This is a genomic window from Bacillus sp. ATD, assembly GCF_050585765.1.
GTDB classification, from domain to species: Bacteria; Bacillota; Bacilli; order Bacillales; family Bacillaceae; genus Bacillus; species Bacillus stercoris.
In genome coordinates this window covers 88,148-103,727 of the sequence record NZ_JBOBQH010000006.1, presented here as the reverse complement: position 1 = coordinate 103,727, position 15,580 = coordinate 88,148, and the positions used below count along the sequence as shown (strand labels likewise).

The 15,580-nt window shown below is 45.4% G+C and carries 15 protein-coding genes; 9 read left to right on the top strand and 6 right to left on the bottom strand.

What is annotated here, in order from left to right:
• Positions 1–26: 26 nt before the first annotated feature.
• The 3 genes from ACQXR1_RS14830 to ACQXR1_RS14820 all read right to left on the bottom strand — a co-directional run bounded on the left by ACQXR1_RS14830 (position 27) and on the right by ACQXR1_RS14820 (position 2,729).
• Positions 27–1,412, bottom strand: coding sequence for a sugar porter family MFS transporter (locus ACQXR1_RS14830; RefSeq protein WP_064671725.1), 1,386 nt, complete (start codon positions 1,410–1,412; stop codon positions 27–29).
• A 117-nt stretch (positions 1,413–1,529) separates the two neighbouring features.
• On the bottom strand, positions 1,530–2,018 hold the full coding sequence (locus tag ACQXR1_RS14825) for an HPP family protein (protein ID WP_430772446.1): 489 nt from the start codon (positions 2,016–2,018) through the stop codon (positions 1,530–1,532).
• A 135-nt stretch (positions 2,019–2,153) separates the two neighbouring features.
• A complete protein-coding gene (locus ACQXR1_RS14820) occupies positions 2,154–2,729 on the bottom strand; it encodes a CGNR zinc finger domain-containing protein (RefSeq protein ID WP_069150811.1) in 576 nt (191 codons plus the stop codon).
• 69 nt (positions 2,730–2,798) lie between these two features.
• Here ACQXR1_RS14820 and ACQXR1_RS14815 point away from each other — a divergent pair, with 69 nt between their 5' ends.
• Positions 2,799–3,269 carry a hypothetical protein gene (locus ACQXR1_RS14815; protein WP_014666029.1) on the top strand — a complete coding sequence of 157 codons (471 nt, stop codon included), beginning with the start codon at positions 2,799–2,801 and terminating at the stop codon, positions 3,267–3,269.
• A gap of 103 nt (positions 3,270–3,372) precedes the next feature.
• Here the strand turns inward: ACQXR1_RS14815 and ACQXR1_RS14810 are convergent, their stop codons facing one another.
• The 3 genes from ACQXR1_RS14810 to iolR all read right to left on the bottom strand — a co-directional run bounded on the left by ACQXR1_RS14810 (position 3,373) and on the right by iolR (position 5,658).
• Positions 3,373–3,687, bottom strand: a complete 315-nt coding sequence (locus ACQXR1_RS14810) for a hypothetical protein (protein WP_014481421.1) — start codon at positions 3,685–3,687, stop codon at positions 3,373–3,375.
• A 230-nt stretch (positions 3,688–3,917) separates the two neighbouring features.
• Entirely contained in the window at positions 3,918–4,850 is a 933-nt protein-coding gene (locus ACQXR1_RS14805; protein ID WP_430772406.1) for an aldo/keto reductase, read from the bottom strand.
• A gap of 52 nt (positions 4,851–4,902) precedes the next feature.
• Entirely contained in the window at positions 4,903–5,658 is a 756-nt protein-coding gene (gene iolR, locus ACQXR1_RS14800) for a myo-inositol utilization transcriptional regulator IolR (RefSeq protein ID WP_003227050.1), read from the bottom strand.
• 416 nt (positions 5,659–6,074) lie between these two features.
• Between iolR and iolA the strand changes: the two genes are divergently transcribed.
• From iolA to ACQXR1_RS14760, 8 genes are all read left to right on the top strand, one after another.
• Complete coding sequence (gene iolA, locus ACQXR1_RS14795) at positions 6,075–7,538, top strand: methylmalonate-semialdehyde dehydrogenase (protein ID WP_040081255.1); 1,464 nt, start codon at positions 6,075–6,077, stop codon at positions 7,536–7,538.
• A 73-nt stretch (positions 7,539–7,611) separates the two neighbouring features.
• On the top strand, positions 7,612–8,427 hold the full coding sequence (iolB, locus tag ACQXR1_RS14790; protein WP_134976154.1) for a 5-deoxy-glucuronate isomerase: 816 nt from the start codon (positions 7,612–7,614) through the stop codon (positions 8,425–8,427).
• Between the two features lie 23 nt (positions 8,428–8,450).
• Positions 8,451–9,428: a 5-dehydro-2-deoxygluconokinase gene (iolC, locus tag ACQXR1_RS14785; protein WP_134976152.1), complete on the top strand. Its 978-nt coding sequence runs from the start codon at positions 8,451–8,453 to the stop codon at positions 9,426–9,428.
• Positions 9,429–9,460: 32 nt separating this feature from the next.
• Positions 9,461–11,374: a 3D-(3,5/4)-trihydroxycyclohexane-1,2-dione acylhydrolase (decyclizing) gene (iolD, locus tag ACQXR1_RS14780; RefSeq protein ID WP_069838352.1), complete on the top strand. Its 1,914-nt coding sequence runs from the start codon at positions 9,461–9,463 to the stop codon at positions 11,372–11,374.
• Between the two features lie 16 nt (positions 11,375–11,390).
• Positions 11,391–12,284, top strand: coding sequence for a myo-inosose-2 dehydratase (iolE, locus tag ACQXR1_RS14775; RefSeq protein ID WP_430772405.1), 894 nt, complete (start codon positions 11,391–11,393; stop codon positions 12,282–12,284).
• 14 nt (positions 12,285–12,298) lie between these two features.
• A complete protein-coding gene (gene iolF, locus ACQXR1_RS14770; RefSeq protein ID WP_430772404.1) occupies positions 12,299–13,615 on the top strand; it encodes a myo-inositol transporter IolF in 1,317 nt (438 codons plus the stop codon).
• 22 nt (positions 13,616–13,637) lie between these two features.
• On the top strand, positions 13,638–14,672 hold the full coding sequence (gene iolG / locus ACQXR1_RS14765) for a bifunctional inositol 2-dehydrogenase/D-chiro-inositol 1-dehydrogenase (protein WP_430772403.1): 1,035 nt from the start codon (positions 13,638–13,640) through the stop codon (positions 14,670–14,672).
• An 18-nt stretch (positions 14,673–14,690) separates the two neighbouring features.
• Positions 14,691–15,560, top strand: a complete 870-nt coding sequence (locus ACQXR1_RS14760; protein ID WP_430772402.1) for a sugar phosphate isomerase/epimerase family protein — start codon at positions 14,691–14,693, stop codon at positions 15,558–15,560.
• Positions 15,561–15,580: the final 20 nt, after the last annotated feature.

Here is a 15,580-nt window from a genome sequence, read left to right as displayed (position 1 = left end):
GTCTCATAAGGAGACGATTCCTTTTTTTATAATGTACGCTCATTCAGCATTTGGTTTTGGGTGCTCTTCTTCTTTTTAAATCGGTTTTTCAGGCTTGCTTCAATTTCCTCCAAGCTTCGCCCTTTGGTTTCCGGCACCATGTAGAAAGCGAAGAAAAATGAGAGAAGACAAATGACTGAGAAAACCATAAAGACCCATGCGATGCCCATTGCGCTTAGCATCAGCGGGAAAACGAGCGACACGATCAGGTTGGCTGCCGATAACACCAAAGTCGTGAACCCTGTCGCGGCTCCGCGCGCTTTGGATGGGAAGAGCTCAGGCATGAGCACCCACACTACCGGACCCCATGTCGCCTGGTAAAAGACGATATAGACGCCGAGAAAGACTACTGTCATCCACGCTGTTGATGCGGAAAGCCCCAGTGTCAGGAGCACGCCTGATAAAGCAGCAAGGCTCAGTGTAATGCCGACACTTCCCCAGATCAGAAGTTTTTTGCGTCCGACGCGGTCAATTAAAATCATGGCAGTGATACACATGATGACGTTAAGGACGCCGATTCCCATTGTGCCGAGTGCGGAAGCTGACGTGCCAAGACCGGCCTTCGTAAAAATGGTCGGCGCGTAGTAGATGACCGTGTTAATGCCGACAGCCTGCTGAAAAATGGCAAGACCGACGCCAATCAGAAGCATAGGGCGAATCCATTTGGCTTTTAGGACGCTGAGTGTTGTTTCTTTTTTCTCTGCTTCTCCTTGCTTCATCTCTGCCAATTCCATTTCGATGTCTTTGGGATCATGAGTGATGTTCATGATTCGTCTCGCTTCTTCTTCACGGCCGCGCTTCACGAGCCATCTTGGCGATTCCGGCATGAATGCGATGCCGATTAATAAAAGCACGGCAGGCACCGCGGCCAGACCGACCATCCAGCGCCACGCTTCAAACGGTGTGAACAGGTAGTTCACGATATAGGCGAGCAAAATTCCTGTGACGATCATTAAGTTGTTCATTGTGCCGAGTGTACCGCGAATTTTTGTCGGTGCCATTTCTGAAAGATATACGGGCACAAGCGCCGTTGAACCGCCGACGGCCAATCCGAGAATCACCCTAGATGCAATCAGCATGCCGATTGTTTGAGAAAATGCGCAAGCGAGCGCTCCGATAATGAAAATGATGGAAAGGACAAATACAACCTTTCTCCTGCCCCAGCGGTCTGAGCATGTGCCGCTCAAGGCCGAACCGAAAATCGCGCCAAGGAGCAGCATGCTGACAACCAATCCTTCTGTCAATGTCGTTAAAGGAATATCGTTATTGATAAACAGGAGTGCCCCGGAGATAACGCCTGTATCGTAACCGTAAAGCAGTCCCCCTAAAGCGCCGAAAAAGTAGATCATATATTTCCTTGTGTCTTTCTTCACAAATGTCTCCTCCTCAGTTGTTGAGCCAATGAGTAACTAAAAATATGTAACAAAGTTAATAGATTAGTACCCATTTCCTATCTCATTTGAAACATTTGTTTTGAAAAAACGGAAACTTTAAAGCCAAAAGGCGGGATATTGGCGATCTTTGCGTAAGTTATTAATAATGAGAGCGATAATCACGATGATGACAGACCCAATGAGCACGGGAAATACTAAATAACTCCAAGCATATGCCCCTTGAATGACAACAATCGGGTCGGCGCCGGCAGGAGGATGAGTGGTTTTGGTCAGCATCATCAAGCAAATGGCAAGCCCTGTCCCCAATGCAAAGGTCCATGGATGGGCGCCGAATATGTGAAGGACAACAATCCCGGTAAGCGCGGAAATAAAATGGCCGCCAATCACATTTCTCGGTTGTGATAATGGAGCATTCCAAGCGCTGAAGACGAGCACACAGCTTGCTCCAAAAGGCGCCATTAACCATGGGCTTGATGTGTAAGCGGTCAGCGAAGCGAGTGTCAGTATGGTCATAAATCCTCCTATAAGCCCTGTAACAGCGTCTTTGCCGTTTACCCGTAAAGGCGTCTTTCCTGTCCCTTTCATTTTTAAAAAGAAGTTGTTTTCCAAATTTATCCCTCCAGTATATTTAGAATAATAGGTAAATACTAACCTGTCAATTTTATTTTTAGAGGTTAGTTTTTCAAAACAATAAAAAACCGTTCGCTGGGGAACGGATTCTTACTCATGATTTATTTTTTTCTGATGGCGTGAGACCTTATGTCTGTTGCCGCATATCTTCATGGAACACCATTTTCGTCTTCCTGTTTTATCAAGAAATAGCAAAATGCACTTTTCATTTGCACATCGTTTCAGCTGTTGGATTTCTTTTGTGTGAATCAGCCATAACGCATCGTAAGCGATAAGCGATAAAATGGAATCATCTGGTTTTCCATTCGGAATGCGGGCAAGTTTGTCATCTATGATTTGATAAGAAAAAGGAGCGGCGGTGATTTGATTTTGCAGGAAAGAGATAAAAGCTGGGGAAGGTTCACTGCCCTCGGCGATACACTCAAAGTGTTTTCTCAGCTCAGCCCGGAATTGATGAATCCGCTGCAATTGTCCCCGGACTTCCTGTAGCGTCAAAGAACTGAGAAAAGGAGCTGTTTCTCCCATTATTTCAAACCATGTCATCAGGTCTTTTTCTGACGGGATGAGCTCGTGCCGTTTATCATAGCTTACGATTTCAGTATTCACAAGATCGACAGATAGGTTATGTGTGATAAGAGGGAATTGAGCATTTGCCATTGTGATCATTCCTTTCAAAATTATTGTAAGCGCCAAAACCTTTTTTACGCAAGGATATGAATATAAGGAGGCTTTTTTATGTTGGAAAAGCAAAAGCTTAAGAAAGTATGCAGCAGCCAATTGGATGTTTTACCGCATATCAGCATTCAGGAATTTCGCCAGCCTGATTCAGAATCATTCGTTTTTTACTTAACAGCTGAAAGGCCAGAAGATAAATCAATTGAAGATGTCTTTTGTTTATTACTAGAGAGGGAAGAGTATGCCGAAGCAAGCAGGGAATGGAACAGAGCAGCAATAGAGAAAACTAGAGATGCTGTATTAACGAACATACTGGAACCGGTAATAGAGCATGGGATTTTTTCCGAAATTGACGGAGCATCTGCTTTACAGCGAATCCATACCTATGAAAATAACGGTATTCAAATTGATGAGTCGCTGTTTATGGATGAAAGCAGGCATGTCGTCATCTATGATGATTGGAATTTGTTCATGGTGTTTGGTTATGAAGGGACAACAGCTTATCTATATACGTGGTTTACAACAGCATAGAGAGATGATCTTGTGATTGTCATATGCGAAATCGTTTTGCCTGTTCTTCGATGAGGAACAGGCATGAAAAAACCTTACTCCAAATGGGGTAAGGTTTTCATTCTTATGCTGCGGGCGTAACGATTTGATTTCTTTCTAAAATCGCTTGGGATTCCTCGTTTGCTGGGCGGTATCCTTTTTCAATCAATTCTTTTATGTAGAGCTTGTTATAAATAAATGAGAAAACAATGCCGCTGACCCAGCCGCCAATTCCTAACGTAAATGAGCCAAGAGCGACAGAAATAATAAACATGATCGCAGCCCATTTTAAATCACCGCGGAATAACGCAGGGAAAAAACCGAAGAAGAAAGTCGTCCAGCTAAATCCGACTTTGACTTCCTTTGTCAGCCCGCCTTCATTTTTCAGCAAAACCTTCATCGTATTCAACCTCTTCTCTAAGATGATATTCGTAAGCAGAACCAAAGAAAAATAAGACAAAAGAAAGATTGCAATGTGCATTTTCTGCTCAACAATTCCTATCATACTACGATTTTAGGGAAAAAAGTAACTTCAATTTTTAAAAAATGAAAAAATGAAAATTTAAATCCATTTAAGTATAAATGTGCAAATAAACCCGCCTTCTTAAACGTGAAGGCGGGTTTGTTTTCTTATGCGAACAGCTTATCAATAAACGAAATATCCTCTTGAGAAAGCGTCACGTCGGCTGTTTTGATGTTATCAATCAGCTGATCGGCACGTTTTGCTCCAGGGATTAAAATATCAATTTCCGGTCTTGCTAAATACCAAGCCAATACAACGTGAGGGATATCCACGTTGTGTTTCTCAGCAATCGGCGCAAGCTTGTTGACCTTTCTGATATTTTCTTTGAAACGCTCGCCCTTGAAGTGTTCCTGTTCGTTGCGCAGGTCGCCTTCAGGGAACGTTGTATCTTCTGTATACTTTCCAGCCAATAAGCCAGATACGAGCGGGAAGTAAGGGATAAATGAAATATTATGCTCCTTCGTATACGGGAAGAATGTGTTTTCCGCTTCACGGTTTAACAGGTTGTATTCGCCTTGCAATACATCTACCAAACCGTCTTTGTTTGCTTCTTTCAATTGCTCTAAAGAGAAATTGGATACACCGATGGAGCGGATTTTTCCGGCTTTCTTCATTTCATTCAATGCGTTAACGGCTTCATCCTTCGGCGTATGTTCGTCAGGGAAGTGAATGTAGAACAAATCGATATAATCGGTATTCAAACGCTTCAGGCTTTCATCAACTGACTTTTTAAGAAATTCTGGTGAATTATCAAAGATAAAGTCATTGCCTTGTTTTCTGTGAGCGGCTTTTGTCGCGATGACAACATCTTCACGGTTGAATTCACGCAGCACTTCACCGATTAATTCTTCGGAACGGCCGATCCCGTAAATATAAGCGGTGTCTAACATGGTCACGCCATTACGAATCGCCTCGCGCACCAATTCTTTTCCGGTTTCTTCATTCAGGTTCGGGTAGAGGTTATGTCCTCCGACAGCATTTGTTCCTAATCCGATAGGGAATACCTGCAAGTCTGATTTTCCAAGCTTCGCTTTTTTCATGATCTGCCTCCTAGAATAAAATGGATATGAACTCTCAACACTATTGTAAACGTTAGGCCAGATGAATGCCGATTTGATGCTCATTGCAGTATTGCGTGTACTCGTCGTCTAATGGCTGAGAGGTCACAATGCAATGCAGCCTGTCAAACGGTGCATACGTCAGAAGCGTTGATTTTCCAAATTTAGAATGGTCAGCCAATAGATACACTTCTTTTGCTTTTTCTGAAATCCTCTTTTTAATTTCATACTCCAGCAGATCCGAATTGGTCAATCCGTGTGTCAGCGTCGTTCCGGTAGCGGACATAAAGGCTTTGTTGATATTGTACTTATCAAGCATAGCCGGGTCGTCCATGCCGACAAAGGAGCGGGTTTTTCTCTTATAGTTGTTTCCGATAATGATTAAGTTGATATTCTTCAAAGCTGACGCCGCATTGATAATGTCTAAACTGTTGGTTAAGATGGTGACATTTTTGGCAGGGTCAAGCGTATCAAGAATAGACTTTGTCGTCGTTCCTGAATCAATAAAGACCAAATCGTGATCTTCAATAAAACGGGAAGCATAATGGGCGATTTTTGTTTTTTCATCCTGGTGCTGAATGGTGCGATTTTCAAAAGGAACTAATGCGGTTTTTTCAATAGATGTTACGCCGCCATATACTTTTTCTATCGCACCCTTTTCTGTTAGCTTGTTGATATCACGTCTGACTGTGTTTTTGGAGACATTGAACACTTGGCACAGTTCATCTAAGGAAACAGTGCCATGCGATAAAATGTACTCCTCCATTTCCTGAATCCGCATCAGTTTCATATCAAAAACTCCTTCTTGAATCTTTACGTAACATAAATATATAATAAAAACCAAAAGTTAATCAATAGTTGCTTAAAAAATGATAACATCGTTATATATCTTTCGCAAGATTCGATGGACTTCTCGTCACTTTTCTCATTGATTAAAAGATTAATATCATAAAAATAATGAAAAAATGTAGTGTTTATGATTGACTTATGGGTATTATGCGATTAGAATATAACCAAGAAATGACCAAAAAGTAACCTGATGTGCATGAAATGGTTGCTTGTATGTAAATATACATCCGCCATTTATTTTTTTGGTTTTTTTGAAAGCGTTTAATTCTTGGCTTACTGAAAAGTGGATATTGATATGAATCTATCCTGAACCATCCATACAAGTGTATGTGTTTACTAATGAAGGAGGCAATAAGAATGACAGAAATCAGAAAATTAAAAAACTACATCAACGGTGAATGGGTTGAAAGCAAAACAGATCAATATGAAGATGTCGTCAACCCGGCGACGAAAGAAGTACTGTGCCAAGTGCCGATTTCTACAAAAGAGGATATTGATTACGCAGCGCAGACAGCGGCTGAAGCATTTAAAACATGGTCAAAGGTGGCGGTTCCTCGCCGCGCCAGAATTCTATTTAACTTCCAGCAGCTGCTGTCCCAGCATAAAGAAGAACTGGCTCATCTGATTACCATTGAAAACGGAAAAAACACAAAAGAAGCTTTAGGTGAAGTGGGACGCGGGATTGAAAACGTAGAGTTCGCCGCTGGAGCACCTTCCCTAATGATGGGTGACTCGCTTGCTTCCATCGCAACGGACGTTGAAGCGGCCAACTACCGCTACCCAATCGGAGTTGTCGGCGGAATCGCGCCATTTAACTTCCCGATGATGGTCCCTTGCTGGATGTTCCCAATGGCGATCGCACTCGGCAACACATTTATTTTAAAACCATCTGAGCGGACTCCGCTGTTAACAGAGAAATTGGTTGAGCTTTTTGAAAAAGCGGGCCTTCCAAAAGGGGTATTCAACGTCGTATACGGTGCGCATGACGTTGTGAACGGCATCCTCGAGCATCCTGAAATTAAAGCGATTTCATTCGTAGGCTCCAAGCCGGTCGGCGAATACGTCTACAAAAAAGGAAGCGAACACTTAAAACGCGTTCAATCTCTGACCGGCGCGAAAAACCATACGATTGTCTTGAACGACGCGCATCTTGAAGACACGGTCACAAACATCGTCGGTGCTGCCTTCGGTTCTGCCGGTGAACGCTGCATGGCTTGTGCGGTTGTGACGGTTGAAGAAGGAATCGCTGATGAATTTATGGCGAAACTGCAGGAAAAAGTGGCGGACATTAAAATCGGCAATGGCCTTGATGACGGTGTGTTCTTAGGACCGGTGATTCGCGAAGACAACAAGAAACGCACGCTCAGCTATATCGAAAAAGGCCTTGAAGAAGGCGCAAGACTCGTATGTGACGGCCGTGAAAATGTGTCTGACGACGGCTACTTTGTCGGCCCGACGATTTTTGACAATGTCACAACAGAGATGACGATCTGGAAAGATGAAATTTTCGCTCCGGTTTTATCTATCATCCGTGTGAAAAACCTGAAAGAAGCGATTGAAATTGCCAATAAGTCTGAGTTTGCGAACGGCGCCTGCCTGTTTACATCCAACGCAAACGCAATCCGCTATTTCCGTGAAAACATTGATGCGGGAATGCTCGGCATCAACCTTGGTGTGCCGGCTCCAATGGCATTCTTCCCATTCTCAGGCTGGAAGTCTTCATTCTTTGGGACGCTGCATGCGAACGGAAAAGACAGCGTCGACTTCTATACGCGTAAAAAAGTGGTTACGGCGAGATATCCGGAACCTGATTTCAACTAAACGACGAAAAGCCGAACGGCGTCCATGGCGCTGTTCGGACTCATTCTGCCAATAGAAAGAGGAGGGCTTCACTATGAGTTATTTGTTGCGTAAGCCGCAGTCGCATAAAGTGTCTAATGGAGTCAAACTGGTGCACGAAGTAACGAAATCCAACTCTGATCTCAATTATGTAGAGTTTAAGGTGTTAGATCTAGCTTCCGGTTCCAGCTATGCAGAAGAATTGAATAAACAAGAAATCTGTATTGTGGCGGTAACGGGAAAAATTACAGTGACGGACCATGAGTCGACTTTTGAGAATATCGGTACGCGTGAAAGCGTATTTGAACGAAAACCGACAGACAGCGTCTATATGTCAAATGACCGTGCATTTGAGATTACAGCGGTCAGCGACGCAAGAGTGGCGCTTTGCTATTCTCCATCGGAAAAGCAGCTGCCGACAAAGCTAATCAAAGCGGAAGACAACGGAATTGAGCATCGCGGGAAGTTTTCAAACAAACGTACTGTTCATAACATTCTTCCGGATTCAGACCCTTCAGCTAACAGCCTATTAGTGGTTGAAGTCTATACAGACAGCGGCAACTGGTCCAGCTACCCGCCTCACAAACATGATCAAGACAATTTGCCGGAAGAATCTTTCTTAGAAGAAACGTACTACCATGAGTTAGACCCGGGGCAGGGCTTTGTGTTTCAGCGCGTATACACAGATGACCGTTCTATTGATGAGACAATGACTGTAGAAAATGAAAACGTTGTCATCGTTCCTGCGGGATACCACCCGGTAGGTGTGCCGGACGGATACACATCCTACTATTTAAATGTCATGGCAGGGCCGACGCGGAAATGGAAATTTCATAATGACCCGGCGCATGAATGGATTTTAGAACGTTAACAAGTGAGGAGTGGCTGTTTACGATGAAGTATACATTCAATGAAGAGAAGGCTTTTGATATTGTTGCCATCGGCCGGGCATGTATTGATCTGAACGCAGTCGAATACAACCGCCCAATGGAAGAAACGATGACATTTTCGAAATATGTCGGCGGTTCACCGGCGAATATCGCGATCGGCAGCGCGAAGCTTGGCTTAAAAGCGGGCTTCATCGGCAAAATTCCAGATGACCAGCATGGAAGATTCATAGAGTCCTATATGAGAAAGACCGGCGTGGATACTACACAGATGATTGTTGATCAAGATGGACACAAAGCAGGCCTTGCATTTACAGAAATCCTCAGCCCTGAAGAATGCAGCATCTTAATGTATCGCGATGATGTGGCTGATCTTTATCTTGAGCCTTCAGAGGTAAGCGAGGACTATATCGCAAATGCGAAAATGCTGCTTGTCTCCGGGACAGCGCTCGCCAAAAGTCCGTCACGGGAAGCGGTGTTAAAAGCTGTTCAATACGCGAAGAAGCATCAGGTTAAAGTGGTGTTCGAACTGGATTACCGGCCATATACGTGGCAGTCAGCGGATGAAACAGCCGTTTACTACACTTTGGTTGCCGAGCAGTCTGATATCGTCATCGGCACACGCGATGAATTTGATGTGATGGAAAACCGCACAGGCGGAAGCAATGAAGAATCCGTCAATCATTTATTTGGCCATTCAGCCGACCTCGTTGTCATCAAACACGGCGTCGAAGGCTCTTACGCATACAGCAAATCCGGCGAGGTATTCCGCGCCCAAGCGTACAAGACAAAAGTGCTGAAAACCTTTGGAGCCGGTGACTCCTATGCGTCAGCCTTTATCTATGGCCTTGTCACCGGAAAAGACATCGAAACGGCATTGAAATACGGCAGTGCTTCAGCTTCCATTGTGGTGAGCAAGCACAGTTCGTCAGAAGCGATGCCGACTGCGGATGAAATCGTACAGCTTATTGAAGCACAGTCATAATTGAAAAAGATCGAGTAAAGGTGGGATCGTTTGTGGGTAAGAAAATTCGCTTAACAACAGCACAGGCGCTGATTAAATTCTTAAACCAGCAGTACATCCATGTTGATGGAAAGGAAGAGCCTTTTGTCGAAGGGATTTTCACGATTTTCGGCCATGGAAACGTATTGGGGATCGGGCAGGCGCTTGAGCAGGATGCAGGCCATTTGAAAGTCTATCAAGGGAAAAATGAACAAGGAATGGCGCATGCGGCCATGGCGTACAGCAAGCAAATGCTGAGAAGAAAAATATATGCGGTGTCTACATCCGTCGGACCGGGAGCGGCTAACTTAGTGGCAGCAGCCGGTACTGCATTGGCAAACAATATCCCAGTTCTCTTGATTCCGGCAGACACATTTGCGACAAGACAGCCAGACCCTGTACTGCAGCAAATGGAGCAAGAATACAGTGCGGCGATTACAACAAACGATGCATTGAAACCTGTTTCGAGATATTGGGACCGCATTACGCGCCCTGAACAGCTCATGAGCAGTTTGCTGCGCGCGTTTGAAGTCATGACTGACCCGGCAAAAGCAGGACCGGCAACGATTTGTATTTCTCAGGATGTTGAAGGGGAAGCATACGATTTTGATGAAAGTTTCTTCGTCAAACGGGTTCACTATATTGATCGCATGCAGCCGAGCGAGCGCGAGCTTCAAGGTGCGGCCGAGCTGATTAAATCCAGCAAGAAACCTGTGATCCTCGTCGGCGGAGGCGCAAAATATTCAGGCGCGCGGGATGAATTGGTTGCCATTTCTGAAGCCTATAACATTCCGTTAGTTGAAACACAGGCAGGAAAGTCTACTGTTGAGGCTGATTTTGCGAACAACCTTGGCGGAATGGGCATTACAGGTACACTTGCAGCAAACAAAGCGGCCCGCCAAGCTGATTTGATTATCGGCATCGGCACAAGGTATACAGATTTTGCGACATCCTCTAAGACCGCTTTTGATTTTGATAAAGCGAAGTTTTTGAACATTAACGTTAGCCGAATGCAGGCGTATAAACTTGATGCATTCCAAGTGGTAGCGGATGCGAAAGTGACGCTTGGCAAACTGCACGGCTTGCTTGAAGGCTATGAGAGCGAGTTCGGCACAACGATCCGGGAGCTGAAGGACGAATGGCTCGCTGAACGCGAACGCCTCAGCAAAGTGACGTTTAAGCGGGAAGCGTTTGATCCGGAAATCAAACATCATTTCTCTCAAGAGGTTCTGAATGAATATGCCGACGCCTTGAATACTGAGCTTCCGCAAACAACGGCATTGCTGACAATCAATGAGACGATTCCTGAAGACAGCGTCATCATCTGTTCAGCAGGCTCACTTCCAGGAGATTTGCAGCGTCTGTGGCATTCTAATGTTCCGAATACGTATCACCTGGAGTACGGATATTCTTGTATGGGCTATGAAGTGTCCGGGACACTCGGTCTTAAACTGGCCCATCCTGACAGAGAAGTGTATTCCATTGTCGGAGACGGCAGCTTCCTGATGCTTCACTCCGAGCTGATTACGGCGATTCAGTACAACAAGAAAATCAATGTGCTGCTCTTTGACAACTCGGGATTCGGATGCATCAACAACTTGCAAATGGATCACGGCAGCGGCAGCTACTATTGCGAGTTCCGCACAGACGACAACCAAATCCTGAATGTCGATTACGCGAAAGTCGCTGAGGGATACGGCGCGAAAACCTACCGCGCGAACACAGTAGAAGAATTAAAAGCGGCGTTAGAGGATGCGAAGAAACAGGAAGTATCAACATTAATAGAAATGAAGGTTCTGCCAAAAACAATGACGGACGGATATGACAGCTGGTGGCATGTCGGGGTGGCAGAGGTATCTGAACAAGAAAGCGTTCAGAAGGCATACGAAGCAAAAGAGAAAAAGCTGGAATCTGCGAAGCAGTATTAGAGGGGAGGCACCATAGATGGGCAAAAATGAAATCCTGTGGGGGATCGCTCCCATTGGGTGGCGGAATGATGACATGCCTGAAATTGGAGCGGGAAATACACTTCAGCATTTGTTAAGTGATATCGTTGTCGCACGTTTTCAAGGCACGGAGGTCGGGGGCTTTTTCCCCGAACCTGCCATCCTGAACAAGGAGCTGAAGCTTCGGAATTTACGCATTGCAGGCAAATGGTTCAGCAGTTTTATTTTGCGTGACGGACTTGGTGAAGCGGCAAAGGCATTTACCCTGCATTGTGAGTATTTGCAGCAAGTAAACGCGGATGTCGCAGTTGTCTCTGAACAAACGTACAGCGTGCAAAGCTTAGAGAAAAACGTGTTCACAGAGAAGCCGCACTTTACAGATGATGAATGGGAGCGGCTTTGCGAAGGGCTGAATCACCTTGGCAACATTGCTGACCAGCATGGCTTGAAGCTCGTCTATCATCACCATCTCGGCACTGGTGTCCAAACAGCGGACGAAGTGGACCGCCTGATGGCAGGAACAGACCCTGCGCATGTGCACCTCCTCTATGATACAGGCCATGCGTATATTTCTGACGGCGATTACATGGGGATGCTTGAGAAGCATATCGGCCGCATTAAGCATGTGCACTTTAAGGATGCCCGCCTGAATGTCATGGAACAATGCAGGCTCGAAGGGCAATCGTTCCGGCAATCATTTTTAAAGGGCATGTTTACAGTTCCCGGTGACGGATGCATTGATTTTAGAGAAGTATATCAGCTGCTGTTAAAGCACAGTTATTCCGGATGGATTGTCATTGAAGCTGAACAGGACCCCGATGTGGCAAACCCGCTTGAATATGCATTGATCGCGAGAAACTATATTGATCAGCAGTTGTTGGATTTGGCTTAATGGGGACTGAACATATGGGCAATACCAATGGAGATTCAGCCTTCAATAAACGGACAATCGCTGCAGCGTTGGCCAACTATATTGATGCCGGTTCAATTGTGGCGGGCTCTGCCGGTTTATCGTTATGGGTCAGTTACCTTAACCTGTCCGATGCGCAGATCGGGCTGCTCGGCGCGCTGAGCGCAAACGCGATTTCTGCCGCTGTCGGCGCGCTGCTCGGCGGATTTCTGGCTGATAAAGTCGGACGGAAGGCTGTTTACACCAATAGTATGCTGGTTTATGCACTAGGGATTTGTTTGGTTTTATTTGGGGTTAATTTCCCCATGTTGTTAAGCGGTTACATGATTATCGGTTTATCGGTAGGAGCTGATATTACCGCATCATGGACCATTATTGCGGAAAATGCGCCAAAGAAGAGTCGGGCCCGTCATTGCGGCGTGGCACAAGTCGCTTGGGCCGCGGGGGCAGTTGTTGTACTGCTTCTCTCCGTACTGGCCGGTGACTTGGGACTCTTGGGGAATAAAATCGTATTTGCCCATCTGCTTGTGATTGCGCTGATTACGTACATCCTGAGAATCAGGCTTCCGGAGTCAGATGCCTGGCAGTTAAAAAATCAGCCGGAGGATGCTCAGGCAGAGAAGGCGGCTGTATTGAATAAGACATCGTATTTTGATTTGCTCAAGCCTATGTATCTAAAAAGCATCCTGTTTTTGATGGGTGTGTACTTGATTTGGAACTTAGCCGCCGGAGTCATGGGCTTCTTTATGCCATACATTTATCAGCAGGTCGGCGGTGTATCTGCCAACATGGCCAATCTTTTGCAAATGGGGCTGTTTATTTTCACAGGATTGGGGGTCGCCTTGATCTTCATGCCCTTTGCCGACAAACATAGAAAAACCGTATTTGGAATCGCCGCTTTTATGGCGGTGATCGGCTGGACACTGTTTCTGCTGCCGGTTGAAGGCCTGCCGATTCTGCTCCTGTTTATTGTCGTGATCGGCATTAATAACGGGGCCGGGCAGCAAGCGAACTATCAGTTATGGGCGAGTGAAATCTTCCCTACGCAATATCGTGCTTCCGCACAGGGACTGATGTTTTTCCTTGTTCGTATTTCAATAGGGATTTGGAGTCTGTTTGTCCCAATGATTATCACCAATTTAGGCATTGGAACGATGGCTGCAATTCTACTCGGATGTGTGACGGCCAGTATGATCATCGGGCTGCTCTTTGCGCCGAATACGTCTGGCAAGTCGCTTGAACAAATTCAAGAGGAACTCTACGGATCTCCTCGGAGCCAAGTAAAGCAAGGAACAGAAAGCAAAATCATGTAACCAACAGAAGGAGTGGCTGTCAATGAGTTTACGTATTGGCGTAATTGGAACTGGAGCAATCGGAAAAGAACATATTAACCGCATCACGAATAAGCTGTCCGGCGCAGAAATCGTAGCTGTAACGGATGTTAATCAAGAAGCTGCACAAAAGGTCGTTGAGCAATACCAATTAAACGCGACGGTGTACCCGAATGATGACAGCCTGCTTGCAGACGAAAATGTAGACGCTGTCTTAGTGACAAGCTGGGGGCCTGCGCATGAGTCAAGCGTGCTGAAAGCGATTAAAGCCCAGAAATATGTATTCTGTGAAAAACCGCTCGCGACAACGGCTGAAGGTTGCATGCGCATCGTCGAAGAAGAAATCAAAGTGGGCAAACGCCTTGTTCAAGTCGGCTTCATGCGCCGTTATGACAGCGGTTACGTACAGCTGAAAGAAGCTCTCGACAACCATGTGATCGGCGAGCCGCTTATGATTCACTGCGCGCACCGCAACCCGACTGTAGGGGATAACTATACAACGGATATGGCTGTAGTCGACACGCTTGTTCATGAAATTGATGTGCTCCACTGGCTCGTCAATGATGACTACGAGTCCGTTCAAGTCATCTATCCTAAAAAATCGAAAAACGCGCTTCCGCATTTAAAAGATCCGCAAATCGTTGTGATTGAAACGAAAGGCGGCATCGTCATCAACGCTGAAATCTATGTGAACTGTAAATACGGCTATGACATTCAATGCGAAATCGTCGGAGAAGACGGCGTCATCAAGCTTCCTGAACCATCAAGCATCAGCTTGAGAAAAGAAGGCAGATTCAGCACAGATATTTTGATGGATTGGCAGAGACGCTTTGTGGCTGCGTACGATGTGGAAATCCAAGACTTTATTGATTCGATTCAAAAGAAAGGCGAGGTCAGCGGACCGACGGCATGGGACGGCTATATTGCTGCTGTTACGACTGACGCGTGTGTAAATGCCCAAGAATCTGGACAAAAAGAAAAGGTTGAATTGAAGGAAAAACCGGAATTCTATCAATCTTATACAACAGTTCAAAACTAAAAACAGAGGAGTGAAAATATGAAGTTAGCATTAGATCCATCCATGTATCGTGATGATTTAACTTTGGAGGAAACGGTCTATAAAACGGCAGAGCTTGGCTATGAATATATCGAATTGTCTCCGCGTGAGGATTTTTGCCCGTTTTATAAATATCCGAAAGTCGATTCAGCAAAGATCAAACAATTAAAGCGGCTTTTAAGGGATACAGGTGTTAAGCTTTCATCGCTTCTTCCGCTTTACCACTGGGCGGGTCCTGATGAAGACCGCCGGCAGGCAGCGGTGCGCAATTGGAAGCGGGCGATCGAAATTGCGGTTGAACTTGAAGTGGATTTGATGAACAGCGAATTCAGCGGATCAAAATATGATCCTTTAACAAGTGAAGAAAAATTTATCAAATCCATGGATGAGCTTCTCCCAGTCTTTGAAAAAGAAGGCATGAAACTCAATCTTCAAGCCCACCCATACGATTTTATCGAAACGCACAAAGGTGCGATGGATATGATCCGCGCGCTTGACAAGGATTGGATCAATCTTGTCTACTCGACTGCGCATACGTTCTTCTATGATGACGGAAAAGGCGACATTGAGACCATGTTTGACGAAGCCGGGGACCGCCTCACACATGTTTTATTTGCAGACACCTATAATCATAAAGCGGCTCATGGCCTGCGCTACATCGTCAATCCGCCTGACGCGAAAGTAACGGTTCACCAGCATTTGGACATTGGCCAAGGCGAGGTTGATTTTGAGACGATTTTCAGAAAGCTGAGAGAGATGAAGTTCGACGGAATTGCGACGAACGCCGTATTTGCTTGGGTCGACGAAAGAGCGGATGAATCAAGCCGATTTATGCTTAAGAAAATGAAAGAAGAATTAGGGATGGCATAAGCTGAGCATGGAGTTCGGCG